Genomic DNA, 21,329 nt, shown 5'->3' with positions numbered 1-21,329 from the left:
GTCCGTGACACTCGGCATGGTCCTCTTCGACGTGCTCCTCGTGCCCGCCCACGCTGGATCACCCCGAGGAGCTCACCGTGTCGCCGTCCGACCGGACCACGAACCACCCCCTGCCCGCCCCCTGGCACTCTGAGAGCGGACTGCCCGCACCCCGCCGGCTCGCCGTCGCCGACGACCGCATGCGCGCCGCCACCGCCCACCGGCTCGCCGCCGAGGGCACCGGACTGCTGTGGCGGGGCGACTACCAGGGCGCGCGCCAGTTGCTGCGCGCCCTGGAACGCCGTATCGACCGCAAGGCCCCGGCGCCGGCCCCCACCCCCGCCGAGACCTTCCACCTCCACCGCCGTTTCCGCGCGCACCGCGCCCGCGTCCTCGGCAGGCTCGCCGTGCTGCTGGAGCCGGACCACACGCTGCGCCTGCGCCGCGCCCCCGACGTCCGCGCGGCCTGCACGGCCGCCTACGGCCCGCCGACGGGCCCCCTTCTCGTCCCCCTCCGGGAACTGCTGGGCGTCCTGGGTGCCCACCAGTGGCGCGAACGGGGTGTCGCCGTCCCCGCCCTGGGCGCCCGCGTCCACCCCCACTACGGCGTCTTCGCCCCCGTGCGCGCCGAGTACGTCGACCTGGTCGCGCGGACACCCCTGCCGTCCGGCCGCACCGCGTTCGACCTCGGTACCGGGACCGGCGTCCTCGCGGCCCTCCTGGCGCGGCGCGGGGTCGGCCGGGTGGTGGGCACGGACATCAGCGAGCGGGCCCGTGCCTGCGCCCGGGACACCGTGCGCCGCCTGGGCCTGGCGGACCGGGTCGTGATCACCGGGCCCGACCTGTTCCCGCCCGGCCGCGCGTCCCTGGTCGTCTGCAACCCGCCGTGGCTCCCGGGCCGCCCCGCCTCCACGCTGGAGCAGGGCGTGTACGACCCCGGCGGCAGGATGCTGCACGCCTTCCTGGCGGGTCTGCCGGAGCATCTGGAGCCGGCCGGCGAGGGCTGGCTGATCCTCTCCGACCTGGCCGAACACCTGGGTCTGCGCACCCGCGCCGACCTGCTGGCGGCGATCGGGGCGGCGGGCCTGCGGGTCACCGGGCGCGTGGACACCCGCCCCCGCCACCCCCGCTCGACCGATCCGACCGACCCCCTGCACCCGGCGCGCGCCGCCGAGATCACGTCGCTGTGGCGGCTGACCCCGCGCTGACGGTCAGGCTCGGTCGCCGTCGAGCCGCGCGAACCGCCCCCGGTGGAAGAGCAGCGGCTCCGCCGTGCCGTCCGCGTCGAGGGCGGCCACCCGTCCCACGACGACGAGGTGGTCGCCCCCGGTGTGCACGGCGTGGACGGCACAGTCGATCCAGGCGGCGGCACCGGCGAGCCGGGGCGACCCGGAGACGGGCGCCGGGTCGTACGCCACCCCGGCGAACTTGTCCCCGCCGCTCACCGCGAAGGCCCGGCACAGTTCGTCCTGGCCGGCGCTGAGCACGTTGACGCAGAAGACGCCGGCGCGTGCGATGCGCGGCCAGGTCGTGGACGTACGGCCCGCCATGAAGCAGACGAGGGGCGGGTCCAGGGAGAGGGAGGAGAAGGACTGGCAGGCGAACCCGGCGGGCCCGGGCTCGCCCCCGGTCGCGGGCGCGGTGATCACGGTGACCCCGCTGGCGAAGCTCCCCAGCACCCGCCGGAACTCCGCCTGCCCCACCGGAGCCCGCTCACCGTCCCGCACACACCGCAACGCGGGCCGCCGCAGGACCTCCACGGGCCTGCCCCCCAGATACCGAACGGCGAAGGCCGCCGCGCCTGCGTGTCCCATCACCCTTCCATTGAAGCTGACGGTCCGTCAGATAGGAAGGGGGTGGAACGGCCGTCAACGGCCCCGGAACCGCGCGTCCTCGCGTGCGGCGAACGCGCGGAGGCCCTCCCGGGCGTCCTCCGTCGACATGTTGAGTTCCTGGGCCCAGGACTCCGCGGCGAAGGCCGTGGCGCGGTCGGTGTCCAGGGAGGTGTTCACCAGGTGCTTGGTGAGCGCGAGGGCCCTGGTCGGGGCGGAGGCCAGCCGGGCGGCCCAGGCGCCGGCCGTCTTCTCCAGGTCCGCGTCCGGGACGACCCGGTTGACCAGGCCCAGGCGTTCCGCCTCCGCTGCCGGGAGCGCGTCGGCGAAGAACATCAGTTCCTTCGCCCGGTGCGGGCCGATCAGACGGGGCAGGAGGTAGGCGCCGCCGCCGTCGGGGACCAGGCCGCGGCGGGCGAACACCTCGATGAAGCGGGCCGACCCGGCGGCCAGGACCAGGTCACAGGCGAAGGCCAGGTGCGCGCCCAGGCCGGCCGCCGTGCCGTTCACGGCGGCCAGGACCGGCTTCTCGCAGTCCAGTACGGCGGAGATCAGGCGCTGCGCGCCCCGGCGCAGCACCCGGGCCACGTCACCGGCGATCCGGTCGCCCGAGCCGGCCCCGCCCCGCAGGTCCGCTCCCGCGCAGAAGCCCCGGCCGGTGCCTGTGAGGACCACCGCCCGGACGTCCGGGGACGCCGACGCCTCTTCCAGCAGGCCGATGAGGCGGTCCCGCATGGCGGGGGTGAGGGCGTTCAGGGCCTCGGGACGGTTCAGGGTGAGGTGGGCGACCCGGTCCCGGACCTCGTGCCGTACGGGCTCGTTCACGGGCCCGTCACCGGCGTCACCGCGCCCCCGCGGTTCGCTGATCGTCCCGTCACCGGCGCGTCCGGCGTCACCGCGTCCGGCGTCACCGCGTCCCCGCGGCCCGTTCACCGGCACACCGCCAGCGCGTCGAGGGCCACCGCGCCCTGGCCCCGGGGCAGCACCATCAGGGGGTTGATGTCCAGCTCGGCGAGGTGCGAGCCCAGTTCCAGGGCCATGTGCTGGACCCGCAGGACGACCTCCACCAGCGCGTCCACGTCGGCCGGCGGGCGCCCCCGGACGCCGTCCAGCAGGGCCCGGCCGCGCAGCTCGGTGAGCATGGCGCGGGCCTGGTCCTCCCCGAACGGCGGGACGCGGACGGCCGTGTCGTGCAGCACCTCGACCAGGATGCCGCCGAGCCCGACCGTCACGGTCGGCCCGAACAGCTCGTCGTGGGTGATGCCGGCCACCATCTCCACGCCCTGCTCGACCATCTGGCACACCAGGACGCCGTCCAGCCCGACGCCCTCGTAGCGCGCGATGTCGGTCAGCTCCCGGTAGGCGTCGCGGACCTGGCTCGCCGAGGTCAGGCCGATCTTCACCAGGCCCAGCTCGGTCTTGTGGGCGATCTGCGCGCCGGACGCCTTCATCACCACCGGGTAGCCCACCTGCCCGGCCGCCCGCACGGCCGCCGCCGCGCTGGTCACCAGCTGCTCGCGCGGCACCCGGATGCCGTACGCCCGCAGCAACTGCTTGGCCGCGTGCTCGCTGAGCTGCCGGCCGGGCTGCATCAGGGCCTCGGCCTTGCGGAAGGAGGGGGACGGGGTGCGCGGGGCCGTGTCGAAGGGGGAGCGGTAGTCGGTCACGAAGCGGTGGTGGTCCAGCCAGGCCCGGACGGCGGTCAGGCAGTTGCCGACCGTGCGGAAGGTGGCCACGCGCGAGGAGCCGAGCAGGACGTCACGGTACGCCGGCTCGGTGCCGGCCGGTGAGCCCCAGACCACGCACACCAGCTTGTCCGTCTCCTCGGCCGCCTCGACCAGGTCCTTCACGAGCCGGTCGCTCAACGGCGGGAACGGGCCCGTGACCGGGCAGATCAGGACGCCCACCGCCGGGTCGGCGAGCAGCGCGTCGATGATCTTCCGGCCGCGCCGGTCACCGACCGGGTGGCCGCCGTTGTCCACCGGGTTGGCCACGCTGAGATACCCCGGTATCCACTGGTGCAGTTCGGCCTGCTTCTCCGGCGACAGCGTCGGCAGCCGGAGCCCCGCCCCGGCGGCCAGGTCGGCGACGTGCGCGCCCGTGCCGCCGGAGATGGAGCAGATGACCACGCCGTCGGCCCGTGGCGCCCGCGCCCGCGCCAACAGGGCGGCGGTGTCCTGGAGTTCGTCCAGGGCGTCGACGCGGATCACGCCGTACTGCCGCATGGCCGCGTCCACCACGTCGTCGGCGCCGGTGAGCTTGCCGGTGTGCGAGGCGGCCGTCCGGGCGCCGGTCTCGGTGCGGCCCACCTTCACGGCGACGACCGGGACCTTGCGGCGGGCGGCGCGGTCGGCGGCCAGCAGGAAGGCGCGGCCGTCCTTGAGCCCTTCGACGTAGGCGGCGATGGCACCGACCTCGGGCTGCTCGGCGAACCAGGAGAGGAAGTCGGCGGTCTCCAGGTCGGCCTCGTTGCCGGTGGGCGCCCAGTGCGAGAGCCGGATGCCGAGCTCCTGGAGGGCGAAGACGGGCCGGCCCTGGTGCCCGGACTGGGTGATCAGCGCGATGGCCGGCCCGGTCAGATCGTCCCGGAAGCGTTCGAAGGCGTTGAGGTTGGTGTTCGGCCCGAGCAGCCTGATGCCCGAGCGCCGTACCGCCTCGGCCAGCCGTTCCTGCGCCTCGGCGCCCGCCCGGCCGGTCTCCGCGAACCCGGAGGCGAAGGCGACCGCGAACCTCGCCTTCGCCTCGCCGAGTTCCTCGATCAGCGGCAGCGGGTCGGCCACCAGCAGCACGGCCAGGTCGACCTGTTCGGGCAGTTCGGCCACGGAGGCCGCGCAGGGCAGGCCGAACACGGCCGGCCGGTTCGGGTGCACCGGGTGCACGCGGGCCCCGACCCGCCCGGCCCAGTCCAGCAACTGCCGGGTGATCCCGGTGTTCGGCCGGCCCTCGGCGTCCGACGCGCCGATCACGGCGACCGACTCGGGCCGGAAGAACCGGTGCAGGTCCGGTACGTCCGCGTGCAGCGGGCGCCCGCTGACATCGAGGTCCGCCACCCGGTCGTGGACGGCGGGTCCGGGCCGCTGGTCGCCGCAGGCGATGACCCGGGCCCGGCGGGAGTCGGTGGTGAGGGTGCCGTGGGTCGATCCGAGCATCGTTCCGCCCGCCTCCTCTGAGACAGCCACCAGTACCTGACGCTCTGTCAGGTTACTGAACTGACGAGGTGTCAGGAACTGGTCGGTACGGCAAAGTTGCCGCGCGGCTACGCCGGCCTCTTGGCGACCGCCCTCGCGACCGCCCTCGCGATCCGCCCCGCGTCGATCGCCAGCTCCCGGAGCATTCCGCTGAGGGGATTGGTGAACCCGGTGAAGTACAGGCCAGGCGCCTGCGCGGGCGTACGGCCGCCGTGCACCACCGGTCTGCCGCGCCCGTCCAGCACCCCGAGATGCCCGACCAGCCCCTCCAGTGCCCGCACGTACCCGGTCGCCGCGATCACCGCGTCGGGCGAGATCCGGCTGCCGTCGGCGAGGACCACCTCGCCGTCCTCGAACGCCTCCACGGCCGCCACGATCTCCACCTTGCCCGTGCGCACGGCGTCGACCAGACCGACGTCCTGGACCGGGATCGCGCCCTGCTTCACCCTGCTGTACAGGCCGGTGTCCGGACGCGGCAGCCCGTGCGCGGTCAGGTCAGGGGTGCTGAGCCGCCCCACCGGCCCGGCGAGCCGGTCCACGAGCCACACCGGCAGCCGCCGGACCAGCACGCCCGAGTACTGGGAGGCCCAGCCGAGCGTCGACCGGCGCAGGATGTGCGGCGCCGTGCGCACCGCCAGCCGTACCCGCGCGGCCCCGCCCTCCACCAGGTCCACGGCGATCTCCGCGCCCGTGTTGCCGACGCCGACGACGAGCACGTCACGGCCCCGGTACGGCCCGGCGGCGCGGTACTCGCCCGCGTGCAGGAACTCGCCGCCGTACGACTCCCGGCCCGGCCAGTCGGGGATGCGCGGGGTGTGGTTGAAGCCGGTGGCGACGACCACCGCGCTGCCGGTCAGCTCCCGGCCGCCGGAGGCGCGCAGCAGCCACCCGGTGCCGTCCCCGCTCCGCTCGACGCGGTGGACCTCCACCCCGGTGACGATCTCCAGTTCATGGTGCTCGGCGTACTTCTCCAGGTAGCGGACCACGTCGTCCCGGGAGACCCAGCGGCCGAACTTCCGGGGGATGGCGAGCCCGGGCAGCGAGGACAGCCGCCGGGTGGTGTGCAGGTGCAACCGGTCGTAGTGCCGGCGCCAGGAGGCGCCCACCCGGTCGGACTTCTCCAGGACCACGGCCCGCACGCCCCGCGCCCGCAGCGCGTACGCGGCGGCGAGACCCCCGGGACCGGCGCCGATCACATAGACCGGGCGGTCGGCGGGGGTCGGCGGGAGGGGGACGGGCGAGGGACGGGAGACGGCCATGAGCGGGAGCGTAATCACACACCCGGTTGATGGGTCTCGGTCAAGACCGGAATTGGTTGCGGATTGATCACGGGTGTACGGGAAGGGTGTCCCGGCCGTGAAGAAGGCGCCCGTTACCGCCTCTCGGTGCGGTGGCCCGTGGTCCTCCAGGGGCGGGTGATGCGCGGGGGACTCGCAGGCGGGCTTCGCGTGGGGCTTACGTGTGGCTTCACGGGTGGGCTTCGCGCGTCATCTGACGTACCGTCAGATTCATGGACGCTCTATGGCTGGACGGCGCTCAGTGGCTGGCCGTGCTGCGCATCGGCCTCGGCCTGTGGTGGCTGGAGAGCTGGCGGCACAAGGACAAGAAGGACTGGTTCGAGCGGGGCGGCGGGATCGCCTGGGCGGCGGACGTGGCCGCGAGACACCGGTGGACCCCGGTCCGGGCGGGCTTCGACACGGTGGTCGGACCCCACCCGAAGCTGATGGCGTACGTGGTCGCCTACGCCGAACTCTCCCTGGGCCTCGGCCTGGTCGCCGGCTTCCTGACCCCGGTGGCTCTGCTGGGCGGCCTGCTGCTGAACCTCCTCTACTTCGTCCTGACGATCCATGACTGGGCGGAACAGGGCCAGAACTCGATGATGGCCCTGATCTCCCTGGTCGGCTTCTTCGGGATGTCCTGGCAGACGTGGTCGCTGGACGCGGCGCTGGGCTGGTTCTGATGGACGGCCCGCGCCACGACGTCCCGGAGCCCGACGCCCTCACCCGCCCCTACTGGGCGGCGGCGGCGCGCGGCCGGCTGCTGATCCGCCGCTGCGGGGCCTGCGGCCGGGCCCACCACTACCCCCGGGAGTTCTGCCCGCACTGCTGGAGCGAGGAGGTGGCCTGGGAGGAGGCGAGCGGCCGGGCCACGCTCTACACGTGGTCCGCGGTGCACCGCAACGACCTCCCCCCGTTCACCGGCCGCGTCCCCTACCTGGCCGCGGTGGTCGACCTGGCCGAGGGCCCGCGGATGATGACGGAACTGGTGGACTGCCCGGAGGACGGCCCGCGGGCCGGGATGCCGCTGGAGGTGGTGTTCCGGGACGGTGTACCGGTGTTCCGGCCGGGGCCGGGGCTCGCGGCGGGGCCGGCCGGCTGACCCTCACGGCCACAACAGCGCCCTGCTCCAGCCGAACCCGGTGCTGCGGTACTCCAGGCGCACGTGCCGCCGTTCCGCGTCCCCCTGGAAGAACTCCACCGTCTCCGGGTGCAGCCGGTACAGGGTCCAGGTCGGCGACGGCTCGGCGGGGTTCTCCCGGGCCCGCTCCCAGGCCGCGTCCGAGGCCCGCCGCAGCTCCTCCACGGAGGACAGCTCCTCGCTCTGCCGGCCGGTCAGCGCGGCGGCCAGCGCGCCCGTGGACCGCGCGTGCAGATCGGCCTGGCTCTCCTCGGCCGGCGCCGACGCCACCGGCCCGCGCACCCGCACCTGGCGGCCGAGCACCGGCCAGTAGAAGGCGAGGGCGGCGTACGGCCGGGCGCTCAGCGCGCGGCCCTTGCGGCTCGTGGCGTGGGTGGCGAAGGACCAGCCGTCCGCGTCGGCGCCGTGCAGCATCACGATCCGCACGTCCGGCCTGCCCTCCTCGTCCGCGGTCGCCAGCGACATGGTGTGCGGCTCCGGCTGCCCCGCCGCGACGGCCTCCGCGAACCAGTTCGTGAACAGGGCCAGCGGAGTGGGCGGGGCGGTGTCCGGGTCGAAGGGCCGCAGCTCGGTCACCTGGGCGTCCCAGACCCGCAGCGACCGGAGCAGCTCGTGAAGATCGTGCTGTGCCATGGGGCGAGTATCACCCGGGCCGGCTCGCGTCCCCGGGCGGCACAGGGCCGTACTCTCACTCCCTCCCCAGCACCACGGTCCCCGAGGAGCAGAACCACCCCCCGGTCCCGGAGGCCACACCCAGCCGGGGCAAGCCGCCGTCCCGGCGCCGCACTTGCCGCTCCCCGGCCTCCCCGCGCAGCTGCCGTACCGCCTCCACCAGCAGGAACAGCCCCCGCATGCCCGGGTGCTGGGCCGACAGGCCGCCGCCGTCCGTGTTGACCGGCAGCTGACCGCCCCGGACCAGCAGCCGGCCCTCGCCCACGAACGCGCCGCCCTCGCCCTTGGCGCAGAAGCCCAGGTCCTCCAGGGTGACGAGGGTCATGTAGGTGAAGGCGTCGTAGATCTCCGCGAAGTCGATGTCCGCCGGGCGCACCCCGGCCCGCCCGAAGGCCAGCCGGCCGCTCACCGCCGCCGGGGAGACCGTGAAGTCCGGCCACCCGGACAGGGTGGCGTGGGAGACGTGTTCGCCGGTGCCGAGGACCCAGACCGGTGCCGTACGGCAGTCCCGTGCGTACTCCTCGGCCGCCAGCAGGACCGCCGCGCCGCCGTCCGAGCGCAGACAACAGTGCAGCTTGGTGAAGGGGTCGGCGATCAGCGGGCCGGCCAGGACGTCGTCGACGGTGACCGGGGTGCGGAACATCGCCTCCGGGTTGAGCGCCGCGTTCGCCCTCGCCTGGACCGCCACCCGGGCCAGCTGCTCGACCGTCGTCCCGTACTCGATCATGTGCCGGCGGGCCGCCATCGCGTACTTGGCGATCAGCGTGTGGCCGTACGGCGCCTCGAACTGGAGCGGGCCCCGGGCGCCGAAGGACAGGGTGCCCGTGCGGCGGCCCGCCTTGACGTCCGCGCGGGCCGTCGAGCCGTACACCAGCAGGACGGCGTTCGCGTGGCCCGCCGCTATCGCGTCCGCCGCGTGCGCCGCCATCACCTCCCAGGTCGAGCCGCCGACCGAGGTGGAGTCGACCCAGGTGGGCCGCACCCCCAGGTACTCGGCGACCTCCACCGGGGCCAGCGTGCCGAGGCCGGCGGAGGCGAAGCCGTCGACCACCGTGCGGTCCAGGCCCGCGTCGGCGAGGGCCCGCCGGGCCGCCTGCGCGTGCAGCGCGTACGCCGTCGCGTCGTCCACGCGTCCGCAGTCGGACAGGGCCACGCCGACCACGGCGACCTTCCTGCTCCCGCTCGCCATGAGAGGGCTCCTCCCTCTGTGCATCTCGATCCGGCCTGCCTAATATGACGCACCGTCAGATGGGGAGGGAAGGCCATGGACACGCGCCTCACCGCCGAACAGGACGAGATCCGCCGGACCCTGCGCGAGCTGCTGCGCGAACGCTGCGGCCCGGCGGAGGTGCGGGCCGCGCTCGACACGCCCGCCGGTCACGACCCCGGCCTGTGGTCGGCCCTCGCCGGCCGGCTCGGCCTGCCCGGGCTCGCCCTGCCCGAGCGGTACGGCGGCGTCGGCTGCACGGTCACCGAGCTCGCCCTCGCCTGCGAGGAGACGGGGCGCGCCCTGGCCCCCTCGCCGCTGCTCGCCACCTGTGTCCTCACCGCCCCGCTGATCCACGCCCTCGGCACCGAGGCCCAGCGCGCCGGGCTGCTGCCGCGCATCGCCGCCGGGACCCGCACCGCCGCCCTCGCCGTCTCCGGGCCCGCGCTCGCCACCGCCCTCGCCCTGACCGGCGCGAACGACGGCTACAGCGCCGGCGGCGGACGGGCCGGCGGGGTGCAGGCGCGGCGGGCGGCGGACGGCTGGCGGCTGTACGGGGAGGCCGGACAGGTGCTGGACGGGCACAGCGCGGGGGTGCTGCTCGTCGCCGCGCACACCGGGGGCTTCGCCCGGTCGCGGACCCTGCTGTTCCTGGTGGCGGGCGACGCCCCGGGGCTGCTCCGGGTCCGGCAGACCGCGCTGGACGCCACCCGCCCGCAAGCGCGCGTACAACTCAGGGACGTACGGGCGGAGTTGCTGGGGTCGCAGGAGGCGGATGTCCTCCCCGCCCTCGCCCGGACCGGGGACGTGGCCGCCGCGGTGCTCGCCGCCGAGGCGGTGGGGGCGGCCGGCCGCGTCCTGGAGCGGACCGTGGAGTACGCGGGGCAGCGGATGCAGTTCGGACGGCCCATCGGGTCCTTCCAGGCCGTGAAGCACCGGCTGGCGGACGTGTACGTGGCGGTGCAGGCGGCACGCTCGGCCGCGTACTACGCCGCCTGGGCGGCCGGCCGGGGGGAGCGGGCCGGCGGCCTCGCGCTCGCGCAGGCCCTTGAGGCGCTGCGCCACGCCGCCGCCGAGGGCATCCAGCTGCACGGTGGCATCGGCTTCACCTGGGAGCACGACGCCCACCTGTACTTCAAGCGGGCCGCCGGCGACGAGCTGCTGTTCGGGCCGGTGCACCGGCTGCGGGACCGCGCCGCCGAGACGGCGGGCCTGTTCACGACCGGGGAGGTGGCCGTCTGATGGTCCGCACCGCCGTCGCCCGGCTCCGGCACACGCTCTCCCGCGCCGGCGTCCGGCTCGTCCAGAAGGTCTCCTCCACCCGGCTGTTCGCCAAGGCCGCCCCGCATGTCGTCCCGGCCCTCGACCGAAACGTGCACCGGCTCACCCGGGGGAGACTCCTGCTCAGCGCCCAGCTGCTGCCGGGCGTGATCCTCACCTCCACAGGAGCGAGGACGGGACTGCCCCGCCGGACCCCGCTGGCCTGCATGCCCGAGGAGGACGGCAGGACCTGGATACTGATCGGCTCCAACTTCGGCCGCCCCGGCCACCCCGCCTGGACCCACAACCTCCTCGCCCACCCGGAGGCCTCGGTGAGCTGGAAGGGCCGGGACGTCCCGGTCACCGCCCGGCTGCTCACGGGGGCGGAGCGGGACACCGTCTGGCAGGCACTGCTGGCGTTCTGGCCGCCGTACGCCACGTACCAGGCGCGCGTGGAGCGGGAGATCCGGCTGTTCCGGCTCACCGGGAAGCCGGACTAGAGCGTCGCCAGCCGTTCCACCAGCAGCAGCGCGCCGATGCCCAGCATCGCCGCGCCCGACGTGCGGGTCACCGCGCGGGCCGCCGTCGGGCGGGCCCTGAGGAGGGTGCGGGCGAGCGTGCCGACGGTGAGGTAGACGGCCGCGCAGCACGCCATGTGCAGGAGGCCGAGGGCCGCCGTCTGCGCGGGTACGGGGAGATGGGCGCCCCTGAGGGTGAGGAACTGGGGGAGCACGGAGAGGTAGAGCAGCAGGCCCTTGGGGTTCAGGCCGCTGATCGTCGCGCCGCGCGAGAACAGGCGGCCGTCGGGCGTCGTCGTGGTGTCGGCGTCCGGGACCGCCGGGTGGCGCAGGACGCCCCAGCCCAGCCACAGCAGGTAGCCCGCGCCGGCCACCGTCAGGGCGGTCAGCAGCCGGGGCGAGCCCGCCACCAGCACCGCCAGGCCCGCCGTCGCCAGGGCGGTGTGCAGGGCGTAGCCGCAGACCAGGCCCGCCACCGCGCGCGGGACCGAGCCGCCGCGCAGGGCGGTCGCGATGACGTACGCCCAGTCGGCGCCCGGTACGCACACCAGCAGCAGGTCCACGACGAGGAAGGAGAAGAGCAGCCCGGAGTCCATACCGGGGACATTAGGCGCGAATGTCCCGAAAGTGTTCCCGAAGTTTGCCCGTGATCGCGCGCTCTGCGCAAATATCTTCTTCATGGACGACGTGGACCGGAAAATCCTTGCCGAGCTGCAACAGGACGGGCGGCTGACCGTGACCGAGCTGGCCGCCCGGGTGCGGCTCAGCGTCTCGCCCTGTCACCGGCGGCTGCGCGAGCTGGAGCGGTCCGGCGCCATCCAGGGCTACCGGGCGATGGTGGACCCGGCCTCGCTCGGCCTGAACTTCGAGGCGCTGGTCTTCGTGTCGATGCGCCAGGAGGACCGGGACACGGTCGCCGAGTTCGAGCGGGCGGTCGGTGAGCTGGAGCACGTGCTGGACGCCCAGCGGCTGTTCGGCGAGCCGGACTACCTGCTCCGGGTGGCCACCGCCGACCTGGCCGCCTTCCAGCGGCTCTACGACGAGCGGCTGGCGACGCTGCCGGGGGTGCAGCGGCTGACGTCGACGCTCGTGATGAAGCACGTGGTCCGGGACCGGCCGTTGCCGGCGTAGACGGCAGGCGGTGGCTCACCGTGTGAACCACCGCCTGCCAGACAGGACTTGGACCCTGATAATGGGTGCGTGACTACTTGGAGGGCTTCCTGCCCGTCACGCCCAGGTGCACCAACATCGCCAGATTCGGCTTGAGTTCGGCCGGCTTCACGCCCCAGGACGAGAAGCCCTTCTGGTGGGACGCCACCGCCGCGAGCATCGCGACCAGCGAACCGGCTACCGCCGCCGGGTTCACGTCCTTGTCGACCCGGCCCTTGGACTGGAGTTCCGCGATGGAGTCCGCGAGGGAGTTGTTGACCGAGTTCAGGATCTTCATACGGAGCTTGTAGAACCGTTTGTCCCCCTCGGCCGCACCGAGGTCGACCACCCGCAGGATCGCGTCGTTCCTGCGCCAGAACTCCAGGAACCCGTCCACGAGTTCCTGTGCCGTCTGCCAGCCCGACTTGCCGGTCCAGGTGCGCCCCTCGAGGAGTTCGGTCAGTCCCGCGCCCTCGGCCGCCATCTGCTCGGCGATCTCCAGGACGGCACCTTCGACGTCCGGGAAGTACTGGTAGAAGGTCGCGGGCGACGTGCCCGCCTTCCGGGCGACATCGATGACCTTGACGTCCCGGTACGGGGAGGAGCTGAGCATCTCGCTGAGGCAGTCGAGCAGCTTCTGCCGGGTCGCCTGCCCACGCCGGCCGGCCACGCGGCCGTCGACGGTACGCACTTGTCCTGTCATGTCGTCAGCTTACCGAGGGGTGATGGGAGCGCGATTCGGCCGACTGCAAATGGGGTGCACGGGGGAAACGGGGATGGTGTGCCTGGTCTGCGCGGTGCGCGCGGCCCGGTTAACTTTGACGACATGGCCGAAAACAGGGCATCCACGAACGAAGAGACATACGGGGAGGGCGTCCCCTGCTGGGTGGACGCCCAGCTGCCCGACGTCGAGGCGGGCAAGCGGTTCTACGGTGAGCTTTTCGGGTGGACCTTCGAGGAGGCGTACGGCTCCACCGTGTGGGCCCTGCTGGACGGCGACCCCGTCGCCTCGCTGGCCCCCAAGACGGACGGCCGGATGCCCACGGTCTGGACCGTCTCCTTCGCCACCTCGGACGCCGGGGCCCTCGGCCGGCGGATCACGGCGGCCGGCGGGCAGGTGGTCACGGCCCCGTACCCGGTGGGCGACCTGGGCGTCGCCGCCCTGGCCGCCGACCCCGAGGGCGCGGTCTTCGGCCTGTGGCAGCCCGGCACCCATCGCGGCTTCGGTCGGCGGCGCCGGCCGAACACCTTCGTCTGGGCCGAGCTCTACACCCGGGACACCGCCGCGGCCAACACCTTCTACGGCGGTCTCTTCCACGACGCCCTGTTCGGCACCGACGCCGAGCCCGACTTCGGCCGCGCGGAGGTCACCGACGTCTTCCCGGCCGAGATGCCCCCGCACTTCCTCGTCCACTTCCGGGTCGCGGATCTGGGGGACGCCCTCGGGGCCGTCCACCGGCTCGGCGGGCGGGTGCAGGCGCCACCCTTCGGGACGTCGTACGGAGTGGTGGCCGTCGTCACCGACAATCAGGGGGCGTCGTTCGCACTGCTCCAGCGGTGATGCACCCCCTTTGGGGTGTTTCAGCGTGAGACACCCCGATTGTCACCTGGTTCGCAACCAGCCGCCCGGCCAGGAAGAATCGGGGTGCGTGCCGCCATGGCGGTGCGGTGGTGAGACGCTGCACTTCGGTCGCGTACATATGGAGAGTGGCGCGGCTCGTACGGGGAGGTGGCAGGCAGTGGTGGATCAGCTGACACAGCACGATCCGCGGCGGATCGGGCCGTTCGAGGTGCTGGGCCGGCTGGGCGCCGGCGGCATGGGGCTGGTCTATCTCGCGCGCTCGGCGTCCGGCCGGCGCGTGGCGATCAAGACGGTGCGCACCGAGCTGGCCGAGGACCAGCTCTTCCGTGTCCGCTTCACCCGCGAGGTGGAGGCGGCCCGCGCGGTCTCCGGCTTCTACACCGCGGCCGTGGTCGACGCCGACCCGCGCGCCGCCGTGCCCTGGCTGGCCACCGCCTACGTCCCCGCGCCCTCGCTCGAAGAGATAGTGAACGAGTGCGGGCCGCTGCCGGCCCAGGCCGTGCGCTGGCTCGCGGCCGGCGTGGCGGAGGCTCTCCAGTCCATCCACGGCGCCGGGCTGGTCCACCGCGACCTCAAGCCCTCCAACGTGCTCGTGGTCGAGGACGGCCCCCGGGTGATCGACTTCGGTATCGCCTCCGGCGTCTCGAACACCCGTCTGACGATGACGAACGTCGCCGTCGGCACCCCCGCCTACATGTCCCCGGAGCAGGCCAAGGACTCCCGCAGCGTCACCGGCGCCAGCGACGTCTTCTCGCTCGGCTCCATGCTGGTCTTCGCGGCCACCGGCCACCCGCCCTTCCACGGCGCCAACCCGGTCGAGACCGTCTTCATGCTGCTCCGCGAGGGCCCCGACCTCACCGGCCTGCCGGACGAGCTGCGCCCGCTGATCGAGGTCTGCATGCAGATGGAGGCCACGGGCCGCCCCACCCCGGCCGACCTCCAGGCCCAGCTCGCCCCGCACCTCTTCGGCTCCGGCTCCGACGACAGCGGCACCGCCTCCGCCTGGCTGCCGGAGAAGGCGGTCGCCCTCATCGAGGCCCGCCGCGGCGGACGCCCCGCCGTCAAGCCCGCCCCGGCCCCGACCGGCGGCCCGCGCAGCGGCGGCCGGCAGGCCGTGCCGCCGCCCCCGCCGTACGACCCGCCGGTCCCGGCGCCCGCGAGCGCCGCGGTCCCCGTCCCGGTCGGCGCCCCCGGCACCGGCCCGGTCCGGCTGGCCGGCGCCCAGGTGCCCATCGGCCCCGGCCCCCGGGTCGCCGACGCCCGCGCCGCCGCCGTCAAGGCGCCGCCGCCCGAGGCCGGCCTGGTGGCCAGCTGGTCCCGGCCCCGCACCGGCGTGGCCGGCGCCGAGCCCGCCGTACCGCCCGTGCCGCCGCAGCCCCCGGAGACGGCGGCCGGCTGGCGCCCCTGGCGGTTCCGCATGTCCAACGACGTGTGGGGCAACCCCCTCCGTCGACGGCGACCTGGTCTACGTCACCTCCTTCGAGGTGCACGCCCTGGACGTGGCCACCGGCCGCCGCCGCTTCAAGACCCGGGACGTCGCCTGGTCCATGGCGGTCGCGGACGGCCGTATCCACGCCTCCGACGGCCCCACCCTGTTCGCCCTGGACGCCCGCGAGGGCACCGACCTGTGGCGGCTGTCCACGGACGCCTGGGTGTACTCCCTCAAGGCCGACCGCGGCACCGTCGTCACCGGCACCCGCGGCGGCGGCGTCCAGGCCTGGGAGGCGACGAGCGGGCGGAAGCTGTGGGAGATCACCGGCTGCCAGACCGACTTCGAGTCCCCGGAGGCCGGCGCGGTCGTGCACGACGGCACGGTCTACGTCTGGCAGGACGCCCGGCTGCGCGCCCTGGAGGCCCGCACCGGCGAGGAGCGCTGGTCGTACCCCATCGGTGACGCGGCCTCCTGCGGTGGCGTCCCGGTGCGGCTGGTCCCGGCCCCCGACGGCTGCGTCTACGTCTCCGCGGGCACCCGCGTCCTCGCCATCGAGGCGGTCAGCGGCATGGTCCGCTGGCACTTCGAGGCCCCGGCGGTCTTCCTGAGCCCGCCGGCCTTCGCCCCGGGCCCGGCCGTCACCGGCGGCGGCGTCTACCTCGCCGACTACCTCGGCACGGTCTACGCCCTCGACGCCGCCGACGGCCGCGACCGCTGGCGCATCGCCACCGAGGCCCGTTCCTCCGTCGAACCGGTCCTGGTGGCCGCCGGGCACGTGCACGTCGGCAGCGGCAAGGGCCTGTACACCCTGGACGCGGTCACCGGCACCCCCAAGTGGCGCTTCCAGGCGGGCGGCGACGTCGTGGGCGCGCCCGCGGTGGCGGAGGGCCGCATCCACTTCGGCTCCACCGACCACCTCCTCTACACCCTGAAGGCCGACGACGGACGCCTGCGCTGGAAGCTCGCGACCGGCGGCGAGATCACCGGCTCCCCGGTGGTCAAGGACGGCGTGGTGTACGCGTGCAGCAAGGACCGGTGCGTGTACGCGCTGGACGCGGAGAAGGGCACGGGCACCGCGCGGACCGCGTGAGCGGGAGACGGCCGTCGTACCGGTTGCACGGAAGGGCCTGGGACGGCGGCCGTCGTCGCGGGGGAGCGGCATGACCTCCACCGCTCTCAGGGCAGACGCTACGCCGGGCACGCGGCGGTCGCCACACAGTGGCATGACCGTGACAGCCGTCCCCTAGAGTGCTCGGCATGCATCGACGGGGACACATGCTCAGACTGACGGCGGTATCGGCCCTGGTCGTCCTGGCCCTGACCGGATTCAGCAGCCGCGGCCACGGACACGGCGGCGGCCACGGCAGCGGCGGCGGGTGCAGCAGCTCCAGCCAGGACCACGACAGCTCCTCGTCCACGTCGTCGGGCGGTGGCTACGGCTCGGGCACGCACCGCGACTACGACGACTACGACGACGACTCCTACGGCGACGGCACCTCCGGCAGCTCGTCCGGCGGATCGACGCCGTCCGGCCACCAGGACGGCACGGCACGGCTGGTGAGCTGTGCGACGGTGAAGAAGCCCTACGCGACCATCGAGGTCACCAACCCGAACGCCACGAAGAGCAGCTTCGACGTCCACATCACCTTCGAGGACGCGGACGACATGACGGTCAACGGCACCATCAAGGAGGTCGGCGTGCCCGCGCACGGCACGAAGACCGTCCGGGTGCCGGTGGACAACGCGAAGGAGAGCGCCCCGGAGGTCGACCACTGCGACCTCGACCCGGTCGCCTCCTACAACTGGTGAACCTCACCGCGTCCTGAACTCCGCGCGGCGGGCGGCGAACAGCTCCGCCTGCCGCGCGCCCGGCAGGTTCCCCAGCGAGATCAGATGCGGCGCCTGCGCGAACGCCTGGGCGAGCCCGGCCTCCCGGGCCGCCCACAGCGCCCGCACGGTCCCCTGCACGGCCTCGGGCGGGTACCCGGCGATGACGGTGGCGCACTCGACGGCCGCCGGCAACGCCCCGCCGTCCTCCGTGAGTTCCGAGACGAGACCGACCTCGTGCGCCCGCCGGGCCGACAGCCGCTCGGCGCTGCCCATGAGCGCCATCCGCGCGACCTCGCCGTACGGCATGCGCTGCGCCATGAGCATCGACTCGTAGGCGCTGACCATGCCGTAGGTGGTGTGCGGGTCGAAGAAGGCGGCGCCGGCCCCCGCGACGACGAACTCGCACTCCCCGAGCAGATAGAAGGCACCCCCGCAGGCCATCCCCTCCACCGCGGCGACGACCGGCTTCCACAGCCCGTTCGCCTTGGGCCCGGCGTCCAGTAGCGGATCGTCCTGCATGTACGGCGAGTTGGGCTGTGGCACGACGGCGTCCCGGTCGATGCCCGTACAGAACGCCCGCCCCCCGCTCCCGGCGAGCACGACGGCCCGCACGGAGTCGTCGAACCGAAACTCCCGCCAGAGGCGGCCCAGTTCCCGGACCATCTCCAGATCGACGGCGTTGAGCCGCTCGGGCCGGTCCAGCGTGACGACGGCGACCCCCGCGCCCTTGTCGACGTCGAGCCGGACGGTGTTCACACCAGCACCCACTGCGGCAGCCCCCCGGAGAAGACCGCCCGCACCCGGGCGCCGATCCGCAGACGCGCCGGATCGACGGAGTTCAGCGGGGCCCCGGCCCGCGCCACCACGTTCCCCACGAGCCGTATCCGCGGGGCCTCCTCCAGCTCCACGACGACCACGGGGTACGGCGCCTGCTCCGCGTAGTCCGGCAGCAGCGGCGGATGGGACACGACGTACGACCACACGCGCCCGCGCCCCGACACCGGCCGCCACTCGCTCGCGAACGACTGGCAGTGCGGGCAGCAGGGCCGGGGCGGGAAGCGGAGCTCCCCGCAGTCGGCGCAGCCCTGGACGCGCAGCTCGCCGCGGGCCGCGTACTCCCAGAAGGGCGCGCCGTCGGCGTCGGTGACGGGACTCAGCATGGCGGTCAGCTCCTGAGGAGGAGAGCAGAGGTGGGGACGCCTTCACCGGCCGTGACCAGGCAGGTCGCGGCGCCCGGGACCTGGGCGGTACTGGTCCCGCGCAGCTGCTTGACGCCCTCGTTCACGAGGTTGAAGCCGTGCACGTACGCCTCGCTGAGCCCGCCCCCGCCGGTGTTGAGCGGCAGCCGCCCGCCGGTCTCCAGGGCCCCCTGTTCGGTGAAGGCGCCGCCCTCGCCCCGCCCGCAGAAGCCGTAGCCCTCCAGGGACAGCGGGATCAGCGCGGTGAAGGCGTCGTAGATCTGCGCCACGTCGACGTCCTCCGGCGTGAGGTCGGCGTGCTTCCACAGGTGCCGGGCGGCGGTCCAGGCGGGGCCGGTCAGGGGGTCGTCGTTCCAGTAGTTGACCATGCCGTGGTGCTGGGCGGGCAGCCCCTGCGCGGCGGCGTGGACGTACACGGGCCGCTGCCGGCAGTCCCGGGCGCGCTCCCTGCCCACCACCACACAGGCCAGGGCGCCGTCCGTCTCCAGGCAGTTGTCGTAGAGGCACAGCGGCTCGCTGATCCACCGGGAGGTCATGTACATCTCCCGGGTCAGCGGCCGTTCGTACATGACGGCCGCCGGGTTCTGATTGGCGCGGTTCCGGCAGGCCAGCGCGACATTGAACAGATGATCGCGCGTCACGCCGTACTCGTGCATGTACCGCCGGGCCAGCACGGCGATCTCGTCGACGGGCCGGAGCAGCCCGAAGGGCCGGGTCCACTGGGCGGGAGTCGGCAACTGCACGGCCGTGTCCGTCCACGGCCGGGGCCCGCTCCCCCTCTTCCTGGAGCGCCACGCGACCCCCACCGTGGCCTGCCCGGAGGCGATGGCGGCGGCGAGGTGTCCGACGGTCGCACAGGAGCCGCCCCCGCCGTACCCCACCTTGCTGAAGAAGGTCAGGTCCCCGAACCCGACGGCCTTCGCCAGCTCCACCTCGTCGGTCCCCTCCATGGTGTAGGAGGCGAGCGCGTCGACCTCGCCGGGCGCGATCCCCGCGTCGTCGAGCGCGGCGAGCACGGCCCGGCAGGCCAGCGTCTTCTCGTCCTCGGCCAGCCGCCGGGCGAACGCGGTCTGCCCGATCCCGACGATGGCGGCGGCGTCCTTGACCCCTGCTCCTGCCACGGCGGAGCACCCCCTCTCCTGACAGTACGTCAGATTACCGCTAATCTGACGAGACGTCAGCTACGCGCTCCCCTGCTGGAGGCCGATCCATGACGCCGTGGGAAACCATCCCGGAACTGGTGCGGTCGGCGGCCGAGCGGTACGCGGACACCGAGGCCGTGGTCGAGGGCCGTACGCGGATCACGTACGCCGAACTGGGCACCCGCGTCGAACGCGCGGCGGCGGCCTGCCTGGCGAGCGGGGTGCGGGTGGGCGACCGGGTCGCCGTCTGGGCCCCCAACACCCTGGACTGGATCGTCGCGGCCCTGGGCGCGGTCTCGGCGGGCGCGGTGCTGGTGCCGCTGAACACCCGCTTCAAGGGGGCCGAGGCGACGGACGTGCTGCGCCGCAGCGGGGCGAGGCTGCTGTTCGTGACGGGGACGTTCCTGGGCACGTCGTACGTGGCGTCGCTGAGACGGGCGGCCGGAGCGGGCGGACCGGCCGAGGGGCGCCCGCTCCCCGCCCTGCCGGCCCTGGACCGGGTGGTGGTCCTCTCGGACGACGCGCCGCCCGACTTCGAGACGTGGAAGAACTTCCTCGCGGCGGGCGAGGGCGTGCCGGGGCCGGACGTGCGGGCCCGCGAACGCGAGCTGACCGGCTCGACGACCTCGGACATCGTCTTCACGTCGGGTACGACGGGCCGCCCGAAGGGCGCGGTGATCACCCACTCCCAGACCCTGCGCGCGTACGAGACGTGGGCGGACCTGGCCGGCCTGCGCCGGTCCGACCGCTACCTGATCGTCAACCCCTTCTTCCACACCTTCGGCTACAAGGCCGGGGTGCTCGCCTGCCTGATGCGCGGGGCGACGATGATCCCGCAGCCGGTGTTCAACGTGGAGACGGCCCTGGCGAACATCGCGGCGGAACGGATCTCGGTCCTGCCGGGCCCGCCGGCCCTGCACCAGCAGCTCCTCGACCACCCCGCCCGGGACGCCCACGACCTGTCGACCCTGCGCCTGGTGGTGACGGGCGCGGCGGTGGTCCCCCTCCGCCTGGTGGAACGCCTGCGCGAGGAACTCGGCGTCGGCACGGTCCTGACGGCCTACGGCCTCTCGGAGGCCACCGGAATCGTCACGATGTGCCGCCGCGACGACGCCCCCACGGTGATCGCCTCCACCTCCGGCCGCCCGATCCCCGGCACGGAGGTGACGGTGGCCGCACCTCCCGGCACCCCGGGGGAGGTACTGGTCCGGGGCTTCAACGTCATGCGGGGCTACCACGAGGACCCCGAGGCCACCTCCGAGGCGATCACCCCGGACGGCTGGCTGCGCACGGGCGACGTGGGCGTCCTGGACGAGGCGGGCAACCTGCGCATCACGGACCGACTGAAGGACATGTTCATCGTGGGCGGCTTCAACGCGTACCCGGCGGAGATAGAGCAACTCCTGTGCACCCACCCGGACGTCACGGACGCGGCGGTCATCGGCGTCCCGGACCCCCGCCTGGGCGAGGTGGCGAAGGCGTTCGTCGTACGCCGCCCGGGGTCGCCGTTGACCTCGGACGACCTGATCGCCTGGTCCCGCCGGGAGATGGCGAACTACAAGGTGCCGAGGTCGGTGGAGTTCGTACCGACCCTGCCGCGCAACGCGAGCGGAAAGGTACTGAAAGGGGAGCTGAGGGGGAGGGGGTGATCTGCCCCGGCGTCGAAAGGGTTGCTGCTGGCTGAACCCGGCCGCCCGCTTCTTGGCCAGTGTCGTGCTTCCGTGAGCCGAGTAAAGGGCGCTGCGCGTCGCCTTCGGCGATGCCCCTCCGGGCCACCCTTGACTCGGCTCACTCCAGCACGGGGTAGAAGGGAGCGGGCGGCCGGGGGAAAGTGGCCCCCTCACCGGCGCGGGGCCCTTGAGCAAGCCGGGCACGCACCCGGCGCGGGGGCACGCGTCGGCGCCTCGCCTGCACGCCGGGG

The 21,329-nt window shown here is 74.0% G+C and carries 20 protein-coding genes and 1 pseudogene; 10 read left to right on the top strand and 11 right to left on the bottom strand.

All coding sequences use genetic code 11. The features are described from left to right. Window positions 1-77: 77 nt before the first annotated feature. A complete protein-coding gene (locus tag IE273_RS07960) occupies window positions 78-1,187 on the top strand; it encodes a methyltransferase (RefSeq protein WP_229887127.1) in 1,110 nt (369 codons plus the stop codon). A 3-nt stretch (window positions 1,188-1,190) separates the two neighbouring features. On the opposite strand, the gene IE273_RS07955 is transcribed toward IE273_RS07960, so the two are convergent. The 4 genes from IE273_RS07955 to IE273_RS07940 all read right to left on the bottom strand — a co-directional run bounded on the left by IE273_RS07955 (window position 1,191) and on the right by IE273_RS07940 (window position 6,258). Beyond that, on the bottom strand, window positions 1,191-1,793 hold the full coding sequence (locus IE273_RS07955) for a flavin reductase family protein (protein WP_189814421.1): 603 nt from the start codon (window positions 1,791-1,793) through the stop codon (window positions 1,191-1,193). Between the two features lie 54 nt (window positions 1,794-1,847). Then, window positions 1,848-2,636, bottom strand: coding sequence for an enoyl-CoA hydratase/isomerase family protein (locus IE273_RS07950; protein WP_229887126.1), 789 nt, complete (start codon window positions 2,634-2,636; stop codon window positions 1,848-1,850). 104 nt (window positions 2,637-2,740) lie between these two features. Next, on the bottom strand, window positions 2,741-4,960 hold the full coding sequence (locus IE273_RS07945; RefSeq protein WP_189814420.1) for an acetate--CoA ligase family protein: 2,220 nt from the start codon (window positions 4,958-4,960) through the stop codon (window positions 2,741-2,743). Window positions 4,961-5,067: 107 nt separating this feature from the next. Then, the gene (locus tag IE273_RS07940) at window positions 5,068-6,258 is read right to left on the bottom strand and encodes a flavin-containing monooxygenase (protein WP_189814419.1); all 1,191 of its coding nucleotides are present in this window, start codon (window positions 6,256-6,258) and stop codon (window positions 5,068-5,070) included. 251 nt (window positions 6,259-6,509) lie between these two features. On the opposite strand from IE273_RS07940, the gene IE273_RS07935 reads away from it, so the two are divergent. Then, entirely contained in the window at window positions 6,510-6,959 is a 450-nt protein-coding gene (locus IE273_RS07935; protein WP_189814418.1) for a DoxX family membrane protein, read from the top strand. After that, window positions 6,959-7,378 carry a Zn-ribbon domain-containing OB-fold protein gene (locus IE273_RS07930; RefSeq protein ID WP_189814417.1) on the top strand — a complete coding sequence of 140 codons (420 nt, stop codon included), beginning with the start codon at window positions 6,959-6,961 and terminating at the stop codon, window positions 7,376-7,378. Before IE273_RS07935 ends, IE273_RS07930 begins: the two co-directional genes overlap by 1 nt. A 3-nt stretch (window positions 7,379-7,381) precedes the next feature. On the opposite strand, the gene IE273_RS07925 is transcribed toward IE273_RS07930, so the two are convergent. Both IE273_RS07925 and IE273_RS07920 read right to left on the bottom strand, forming a co-directional pair. Continuing rightward, window positions 7,382-8,050: a pyridoxine/pyridoxamine 5'-phosphate oxidase gene (locus IE273_RS07925; RefSeq protein WP_189814416.1), complete on the bottom strand. Its 669-nt coding sequence runs from the start codon at window positions 8,048-8,050 to the stop codon at window positions 7,382-7,384. A 55-nt stretch (window positions 8,051-8,105) separates the two neighbouring features. Beyond that, window positions 8,106-9,278: a thiolase C-terminal domain-containing protein gene (locus tag IE273_RS07920; RefSeq protein ID WP_189814415.1), complete on the bottom strand. Its 1,173-nt coding sequence runs from the start codon at window positions 9,276-9,278 to the stop codon at window positions 8,106-8,108. 75 nt (window positions 9,279-9,353) lie between these two features. On the opposite strand from IE273_RS07920, the gene IE273_RS07915 reads away from it, so the two are divergent. Together IE273_RS07915 and IE273_RS07910 are read left to right on the top strand one after the other, a co-directional pair. Continuing rightward, window positions 9,354-10,538, top strand: a complete 1,185-nt coding sequence (locus IE273_RS07915; RefSeq protein ID WP_189814414.1) for an acyl-CoA dehydrogenase family protein — start codon at window positions 9,354-9,356, stop codon at window positions 10,536-10,538. Further along, window positions 10,538-11,056 carry a nitroreductase family deazaflavin-dependent oxidoreductase gene (locus IE273_RS07910; RefSeq protein ID WP_189814413.1) on the top strand — a complete coding sequence of 173 codons (519 nt, stop codon included), beginning with the start codon at window positions 10,538-10,540 and terminating at the stop codon, window positions 11,054-11,056. The genes IE273_RS07915 and IE273_RS07910 overlap by 1 nt, the downstream gene beginning before the upstream one ends. Here the strand turns inward: IE273_RS07910 and IE273_RS07905 are convergent. Further along, the gene (locus IE273_RS07905; RefSeq protein WP_189814412.1) at window positions 11,053-11,670 is read right to left on the bottom strand and encodes a LysE family translocator; all 618 of its coding nucleotides are present in this window, start codon (window positions 11,668-11,670) and stop codon (window positions 11,053-11,055) included. The two genes, IE273_RS07910 and IE273_RS07905, sit on opposite strands and share 4 nt — an antisense overlap. An 82-nt stretch (window positions 11,671-11,752) precedes the next feature. Here IE273_RS07905 and IE273_RS07900 point away from each other — a divergent pair, with 82 nt between their 5' ends. Further along, the gene (locus IE273_RS07900) at window positions 11,753-12,205 is read left to right on the top strand and encodes an Lrp/AsnC family transcriptional regulator (RefSeq protein WP_132785335.1); all 453 of its coding nucleotides are present in this window, start codon (window positions 11,753-11,755) and stop codon (window positions 12,203-12,205) included. A 73-nt stretch (window positions 12,206-12,278) separates the two neighbouring features. Here the strand turns inward: IE273_RS07900 and IE273_RS07895 are convergent, their stop codons facing one another. Further along, window positions 12,279-12,926: a TetR family transcriptional regulator gene (locus tag IE273_RS07895; protein WP_189814411.1), complete on the bottom strand. Its 648-nt coding sequence runs from the start codon at window positions 12,924-12,926 to the stop codon at window positions 12,279-12,281. Between the two features lie 123 nt (window positions 12,927-13,049). Between IE273_RS07895 and kbpA the strand changes: the two genes are divergently transcribed. The 3 genes and pseudogenes from kbpA to IE273_RS07880 all read left to right on the top strand — a co-directional run bounded on the left by kbpA (window position 13,050) and on the right by IE273_RS07880 (window position 17,046). After that, a complete protein-coding gene (gene kbpA, locus IE273_RS07890; RefSeq protein ID WP_189814410.1) occupies window positions 13,050-13,784 on the top strand; it encodes an AfsK-binding protein KbpA in 735 nt (244 codons plus the stop codon). Window positions 13,785-13,962: 178 nt separating this feature from the next. Continuing rightward, window positions 13,963-16,327 (top strand): annotated as a pseudogene (gene afsK / locus IE273_RS07885) (protein serine/threonine kinase AfsK). A 167-nt stretch (window positions 16,328-16,494) separates the two neighbouring features. Beyond that, window positions 16,495-17,046 (top strand): hypothetical protein, encoded by a 552-nt coding sequence (locus tag IE273_RS07880; RefSeq protein ID WP_229887125.1) that lies wholly within the window; start codon window positions 16,495-16,497, stop codon window positions 17,044-17,046. Window positions 17,047-17,049: 3 nt separating this feature from the next. Here the strand turns inward: IE273_RS07880 and IE273_RS07875 are convergent, their stop codons facing one another. From IE273_RS07875 to IE273_RS07865, 3 genes are read right to left on the bottom strand one after another with little or no spacing between them, the layout of a single operon-like run. Continuing rightward, window positions 17,050-17,823 carry an enoyl-CoA hydratase/isomerase family protein gene (locus IE273_RS07875; RefSeq protein WP_189814409.1) on the bottom strand — a complete coding sequence of 258 codons (774 nt, stop codon included), beginning with the start codon at window positions 17,821-17,823 and terminating at the stop codon, window positions 17,050-17,052. Then, entirely contained in the window at window positions 17,820-18,227 is a 408-nt protein-coding gene (locus IE273_RS07870) for a Zn-ribbon domain-containing OB-fold protein (RefSeq protein ID WP_189814408.1), read from the bottom strand. Before IE273_RS07870 ends, IE273_RS07875 begins: the two co-directional genes overlap by 4 nt. A gap of 5 nt (window positions 18,228-18,232) precedes the next feature. Next, on the bottom strand, window positions 18,233-19,387 hold the full coding sequence (locus tag IE273_RS07865; protein WP_189814407.1) for a lipid-transfer protein: 1,155 nt from the start codon (window positions 19,385-19,387) through the stop codon (window positions 18,233-18,235). An 89-nt stretch (window positions 19,388-19,476) separates the two neighbouring features. Between IE273_RS07865 and IE273_RS07860 the strand changes: the two genes are divergently transcribed. Beyond that, a complete protein-coding gene (locus IE273_RS07860) occupies window positions 19,477-21,057 on the top strand; it encodes a FadD3 family acyl-CoA ligase (RefSeq protein WP_189814406.1) in 1,581 nt (526 codons plus the stop codon). The last annotated feature ends 272 nt before the right edge of the window (window positions 21,058-21,329 follow it).

Source organism: Streptomyces olivaceoviridis (assembly GCF_014650115.1).
In the GTDB taxonomy this organism is placed as follows: domain Bacteria; phylum Actinomycetota; class Actinomycetes; order Streptomycetales; family Streptomycetaceae; genus Streptomyces; species Streptomyces olivaceoviridis.
The sequence above is the reverse complement of the archived record's forward strand: the minus strand, read 5'-3'. Positions and strand labels throughout refer to the sequence as shown.